This window comes from Candidatus Poribacteria bacterium, from assembly GCA_021295755.1.
In the GTDB taxonomy this organism is placed as follows: domain Bacteria; phylum Poribacteria; class WGA-4E; order WGA-4E; family PCPOR2b; genus PCPOR2b.
In genome coordinates, this window is record JAGWBT010000229.1 from 1 (window position 1) to 5,850 (window position 5,850).

A 5,850-nucleotide genomic window follows, 5' to 3' on the forward strand; every position below is an offset into this window, starting at 1 on the left:
ACGGGTAATCGTGAGATTAGGAGTGGGATTGATCCTCCCGCCCAGAATGCCCCGGACATAGCCCGCGAGCGCACGGGTTCCGTGGGAATGAATACCGTGCAGATCCGTTTCAACTTGCAAATGTGCGACAGCATCAGCATCCACTTTCGGTACATCCGCCTTTTGATACAATTGACTGGCAAACGCTCTTAGCTCGTCAGCATTAACGACAATATCTTGATCAGTAGGTTCAAAATTCATTCTAATACCTCGCGAGATCGCGTAAAATAATGTGGTGCATAATAACCAATGGTGCTAATTTGCAGGCTGCTGATAACGTGAAACGTGATGCGTGAAACGTAAAAATCATTGGTTCAGCAGTTCATTTTTTTTCCTACCCTACTCTCCAAACTTCCACACCTTCAGCGCTGATTTACTGAATAGCCACTCCTTATCCGAATCCGTAAGAAAGTCCAGATGCGATACCCAACGCCTTTGAGTACGCCCGGAAAGTTTGTGCCCCACATCAACCGTTCCGGTCCGAAGGCATCATATAGACGGCGAAACGTAGGGAACGTATCCTCGTGCGGATATGGTAGCTTCGACTTATGGGATTGAGGCGTGAATTTCACGTAGACCCGTGGATATCGCGCTAGGTTCAGCACATTGCTGAGAATCGGATACGGTGGATCTTCGTCCGTCGGTGCACCACCGATGTGATCCAGCACAACAGGAACATTTGGAAAACGGGCGATAATAGGCTCGACAGGGGGCAGATGGGCCGCGGGACCGTACACAATGAAACAGACGCCCAAGTCTTCAGCACGTTGCCATATCGGGTCTTGGTCGGGTGCCGCCCACTCTGCGGGGTCGTCAACCCGCCCTAGATGTATCCGCAGCCCCCCGAATCCATCCTCCCGGACCAAACGCTCAAGTTGGTCGGGAGCATCAGGCGCTTGACGATCTACCAACCCGATCGCAGCATATTTCCCCGGAAAGCGCCGAAGGCATTCCGCTGTATATCGGTTGTCATAGCGATAATAGATCGGCTGAACGATAACGGCTTTATCCACCCCTGCCTCAGCCATCGTCTCGTTCAGCAACTCGACGGGCGCACCTTCAGCCGCTTGGCTCCCGTCGGCAAATGGATAACGCGCGAAATCATCACTCCAAACGTGCAAATGTGTATCAATAATCATCTGTTTCTCCCTAAAATAGAACACTTCTGACAGGTTGACGGTTAGTAGTCAGCGAGCAATTCGCGCAGGTGTTTGGCCGCCAGTTTGAGGCATTCGTCCGTATCGTATCTATTGCGGTCGCCGCCTTCAAATACAATAGACATATTACCGTTAAAGCCCACCGCCTTCAGAATTTGTAGAATCCGTCCATAATCAAGCCACTCTTCTCTGCCGTTGTCGATTTTGTAAATCTTGGCGCGGACGTAGGTTGCGTATGGGGCGGTCGCCTCCAAGTAGTCTTTGTAGAGATCTACGTCCGGATCAAACTCACCGCGTGGGTGCGACCCAATGGCATTCAACCATTGACCGGTATCCATAATAAAGGTAAAGTTTTCGCGGTCGGTTTCTCGAAGGATGCGTAAAACCTGATCCGCCGTCATCGCGAAGCTGCCGTTGTTATGGTTCTGCAGCCCCAAGAAGACACCCTTCTCTGCTGCATAGTCCGAGAGCTCTTGGAAACGAGCGATCATCGGACCCCATAAGGCTTCTTGCTCTTCGACGGTGTCTGGCCATTTATACCTTGCAAACACACGGATCAGCTGTGCCGATAGGAAGGCTGCCAAGTCGATATCTGCCTTGCCCCGTGCGATAGCATCCTGCATTTCCTCCTCCGGTCCCACAAAACTACCGGATCCCAGATAACCGATGGGCAAGCCGTGCTTCATGCACAAGATCTTTATCCGACGCAGAAAATCGGGATCTCTGGGCAACCCCGACAGATGGAAGTCGATGACATCCAACTCCAATTCGTGTGCGAATTGGACGTGGCTTTGAAACACTGTCTCATCCGTGGCACGCGCCATCATTCCGAGTTTAATCATTGCTGCAATTCCCTTCCTATCCGTTCCGAGAGTTTACGGTTCTGTTGCACACTGGCTGAACGCATTTATAGTAAACACGAGAAATAAGGAGACATTTACCAAGAACTCTGACCCGATCGAAGTTTCCGAAGTCCCCCTGATAAGGGGGATTTAGGGGGTTGGTTCTGCATTGAAAGTGTATCAATAATTCTAAACTTTACTATATAGCGTATTACTTACCACCCCTTCCAACTGCCATCTGCGTGTCGATACTGTCGATAAGGCAGCGGTTCATACGGCAAGTCATCAAGATCGGATTCTTTCACCGAAATTCCCAGCCCCGGTGCGTCTGAGAGGTTGACGTGTCCATCCTTGATCGTCCAATCGTGTTCGACACAACAATCGAATAGTGAGAGTCGGCTGCTGCTCTCCTGAATCAGAAAGTTGTTCATGACCGCATTGGCGTGGAGTGTCGCAGCATAACAGAGAGGACCACCGGCATTGTGTGGTGCCATCAGCATCTGTTCTGCCGCTGCTAATTTGGCGATATCGACCAGTGTGGTAATTCCGAAGCAGTGCGTGACATCCGGCTGCAGGACAGCACACGCCCGGTTATCTATTAACGGCTTAAAATCACCAACGGTAAATAGTTTTTCGCCAGTCGCAATCGGCACCGGGCTTTTCCGCGTAACCTCCATTAACGCTGCAAGTGAACCTACTTTGACAGGTTCTTCCAAAAACAGCGGTTTGAACTGGGCAACACGCCGAGCGAACTCGATACTCAACTCTGGTGTTGGGCTACCGTGTGTATCTAGCAGGATGTCGAAATCCGGTCCCACCGCTTCACGGGCTGCAGCGACACACGCTGTTGAGTGGTTAACGGCTTCCTCATCCATGGGCCATGTGCGGCTTTCCAGCGGGTTACTCTTGACCCCGGCGTACCCCTGTGCCTTGACCTCCCGTGCTGCGTCCGTCGCTTCCTCTGGCGTAGAGAACAGATTCCCGCCGCAGTAGACACGAATCAGGTCGCGCCGTTTGCCACCGAGAATGGTGTGTACAGGCACGCCCCACGCTTTGCCCGCGATGTCGTATAGGGCGGCGTTAATCGCCGCGATGGCTGTGCCAAATACGGCCCCACCCTTCCACGGCAGGCGATTCGTAATGTCCTCAGTCAGTGCCACGACCAACAACGGATCCTGATCGATCAGAAGACTTGACCATTCGTGCAGAGTCGCTTCAACCGATGGTGTCAACCATTCGCCGCTGCCTTCGCCCCAACCGTCGATACCGGCATCTGTTTCAATCCTCAGGAATAACCACGGTTTGGAAAGGCTGCCCAACAGTTCACCGGTATGTGGGTCACGAACTGGTTTGCCCATAGGCACATTGAATTTGTAAGTTTTAATGCCTCTAATCTTCATACTTTTTTCTTCCTACCCAACGAGGAAAGATTGCGATCCAACCGTTATAACCCAATGCGAAAGGTCAAAAGAAATCTTCTTAACCATCTGCCCACACTTTTGGCACATTTTAGCAGAAAGTTGAGAGGTGGTCAAGGTCAAAGTCCCAAAATCTGTAGGAAAGCCCCCATATCTGGCAAGTTTAAATTCAAAAATAGAATGAAGATAGGGTATAATAGTTGAATCTAACAAACATAGGAGACAGATATGAGGATTTGTTCTTACGCGCGGCTGGATGCACGGGACGATTACCTACATTTTCTGAAACAGTATGGTGTCGATGATGTGGTGCTCAGTTCCACTTCCCACCCCGACGCTGCACAACGATTCTCCATCGAAAACGCCGATAAGCCCGGCGCACATTGGGATTTTCTCGATCTTGTACTGGTCCGAACGCGCTGTGAGGATGCTGGATTAAGGGTCATTGGAATCGAGAATCCGCTGCCATCGTGCTGTTATGACCGAGTGATGCTAGGGCTGCCGGGACGCGATCAGCAGATTGAGAATGTGATTATCACCATCCGCAATATGGGCAAAGCGGATATTCCGGTCTACGGCTACCACTGGATGGTCAACCAACCGGGCGTGACACGGAACTCTTGGCGCACCTCGCTGACGACTCCCGGGCGCGGCGGCTCACAGGTCAGCAGTTTTGATATGGAAATCGCGAAGCACTCACCCCTGTTTCGCGGGCGGGAGTACACCGATAATGAAATGTGGGCAAACTATGAGTATTTCATCAATGCAATTCTTCCTGAGGCGGAAGCGGCAGGGGTCCGGCTAGCGCTCCATCCCGATGATCCACCGTTAGAGAAACTGGGTGGTATCCCACGGCTATTTCACGATTTCGATGGATTCCATCGCGCGATGGAGGTTGCCAATAACAGTCAGGCGAGTGGTCTCAACTTCTGTCTTGGCAACTGGACAGCGATGGGAACTGACATCCTCGCAGCAATCCGTCATTTTGGAGCACGCGGACAAATCGTCTACGGGCACGCTCAAGGTGTTCAAGGAACAGTGCCGAAATTCCAAGAATGCTTCTTGGATGAAGCCGACTGCGATTTTCTCGCTGTACTGCAAGCCTTCAAAGAGGTCGGGTTTGACAGCGCCTTGCTTCCCGGTCACTGTCCGCACACGCTTTACGAAAACGAGATTGGTGGACAGGGGTTTGTATACTCAGTTGGATATTTGAAGGGACTACTGAAGGCGGTTGGGTTTTAGGAGTAGGACTTACGTGGGAGGGGCATCCCTGCCCCGATACGTAACTCTTAAGGAGGAGAGATGCGGTACCGACGATTTGGTAAAACCGATTGGCAGGTCAGTGAGATTGGCTTGGGAGGTTCGTGGTTTTATGGACGCCCGGAGTTCGGGCTAAAGCCGTTTTCCTACGGTGCCCGCATTGTCGAGCGAGCATTAGAGCTTGGGATTAACTACTTTGATACAGCCCCCCTCTACGGTCAGGGGCGTAGCGAAGAGGTGCTCGAGCCGTATTACCTAGCGACCAAAGTAGGCTACTACCCAGAGCCATTTGACTACACGCGAGACACAGTCTGGCGCGGATTTGAGGCAAGCCTAAAGCGCCTACAACGAGACAAGGTTGATCTGCTGCAGATCCACGAAGCAGAGCAGGCGGGCTGGGACGGTATCTTCGGGACTGGTAGAACATTGGAAACCCTCTTGGAAATCCAAGAACAAGGATTGACCAAGTACATCGGCTTGACCGGTTCGGATCTGGCGTTGATGCGAGATGTTCTGAAAGAGTCGGATGTCTTTGTTTCGGTGATAACTTTCTTGAAGTACGACCTACTTACCCAAGCAGCCAAGGAAATTTTGGTGCCCACCGCAGCGGAGCGGGATGTCGCCGTAATCACCGCCTCACCGCTCCATGCCGGACTTTTGGGATCAAAGCGGGAACTGTGGATGCAGAACAGCCGCTTTGCTGACCTTTACAACAAGCTGGAGCAAGTGGAAACCCTGTTGGCAGATCAACCCGAAGACATTACCCATATTGCCTTGCGCTATCTCTTATCCGATTCGCGAGTGTCTATCCTGCTGTCGGGGGTGGCATCCATAGAGGAACTCGAAACGTCGGTCTCAGTGGCTGACGGACACCATCTTCCGCCGGAGCTCATCGCACAAATTGAAGCGATTGAATAGGCAGCCGATTAAGGTGAAATTTAACAATGAACAGATATCAAAAGTAGTAGGCACATTCCGTTAGCCCCAGCGGGGCGATATGTTTATAGCACACAAGATAACAAAATACCCCAAGCCCCAGCGGGGCGACATGTACCAGTTGTCTGAATCACCGATTAAACTATAGTGGATCTTAGAATTAATGAAACACCCCAAACCGAACCGCATTGCCCTCAG

General features: G+C 51.5%; 6 protein-coding genes. 2 read left to right on the top strand and 4 right to left on the bottom strand.

The window, feature by feature from the left end; translation table 11 throughout:
- The 4 genes from J4G02_22440 to J4G02_22455 all read right to left on the bottom strand — a co-directional run.
- The coding region (locus J4G02_22440; GenBank protein MCE2397270.1) for an Ldh family oxidoreductase at nt 1-240 on the bottom strand (240 nt) is incomplete at its 3' end.
- 161 nt (nt 241-401) lie between these two features.
- Entirely contained in the window at nt 402-1,178 is a 777-nt protein-coding gene (locus J4G02_22445; GenBank protein ID MCE2397271.1) for an amidohydrolase, read from the bottom strand.
- 41 nt (nt 1,179-1,219) lie between these two features.
- Nucleotides 1,220-2,038, bottom strand: coding sequence for a sugar phosphate isomerase/epimerase (locus J4G02_22450; GenBank protein ID MCE2397272.1), 819 nt, complete (start codon nt 2,036-2,038; stop codon nt 1,220-1,222).
- 215 nt (nt 2,039-2,253) lie between these two features.
- Nucleotides 2,254-3,438 (bottom strand): mandelate racemase/muconate lactonizing enzyme family protein, encoded by a 1,185-nt coding sequence (locus J4G02_22455; GenBank protein MCE2397273.1) that lies wholly within the window; start codon nt 3,436-3,438, stop codon nt 2,254-2,256.
- A gap of 246 nt (nt 3,439-3,684) precedes the next feature.
- Between J4G02_22455 and J4G02_22460 the strand changes: the two genes are divergently transcribed.
- Complete coding sequence (locus J4G02_22460) at nt 3,685-4,698, top strand: mannonate dehydratase (GenBank protein MCE2397274.1); 1,014 nt, start codon at nt 3,685-3,687, stop codon at nt 4,696-4,698.
- A 60-nt stretch (nt 4,699-4,758) separates the two neighbouring features.
- A complete protein-coding gene (locus tag J4G02_22465; protein MCE2397275.1) occupies nt 4,759-5,634 on the top strand; it encodes an aldo/keto reductase in 876 nt (291 codons plus the stop codon).
- Nucleotides 5,635-5,850: the final 216 nt, after the last annotated feature.

Coding starts and splice junctions, on each gene's coding strand:
- J4G02_22450 (MCE2397272.1), bottom strand. CDS start 2,038: ATGATTAAACTCGGAATGATGGCGCGTGCCACGGATGAGACAGTGTTT.
- J4G02_22460 (MCE2397274.1), top strand. CDS start 3,685: ATGAGGATTTGTTCTTACGCGCGGCTGGATGCACGGGACGATTACCTA.
- J4G02_22445 (MCE2397271.1), bottom strand. CDS start 1,178: ATGATTATTGATACACATTTGCACGTTTGGAGTGATGATTTCGCGCGT.
- J4G02_22455 (MCE2397273.1), bottom strand. CDS start 3,438: ATGAAGATTAGAGGCATTAAAACTTACAAATTCAATGTGCCTATGGGC.
- J4G02_22465 (MCE2397275.1), top strand. CDS start 4,759: ATGCGGTACCGACGATTTGGTAAAACCGATTGGCAGGTCAGTGAGATT.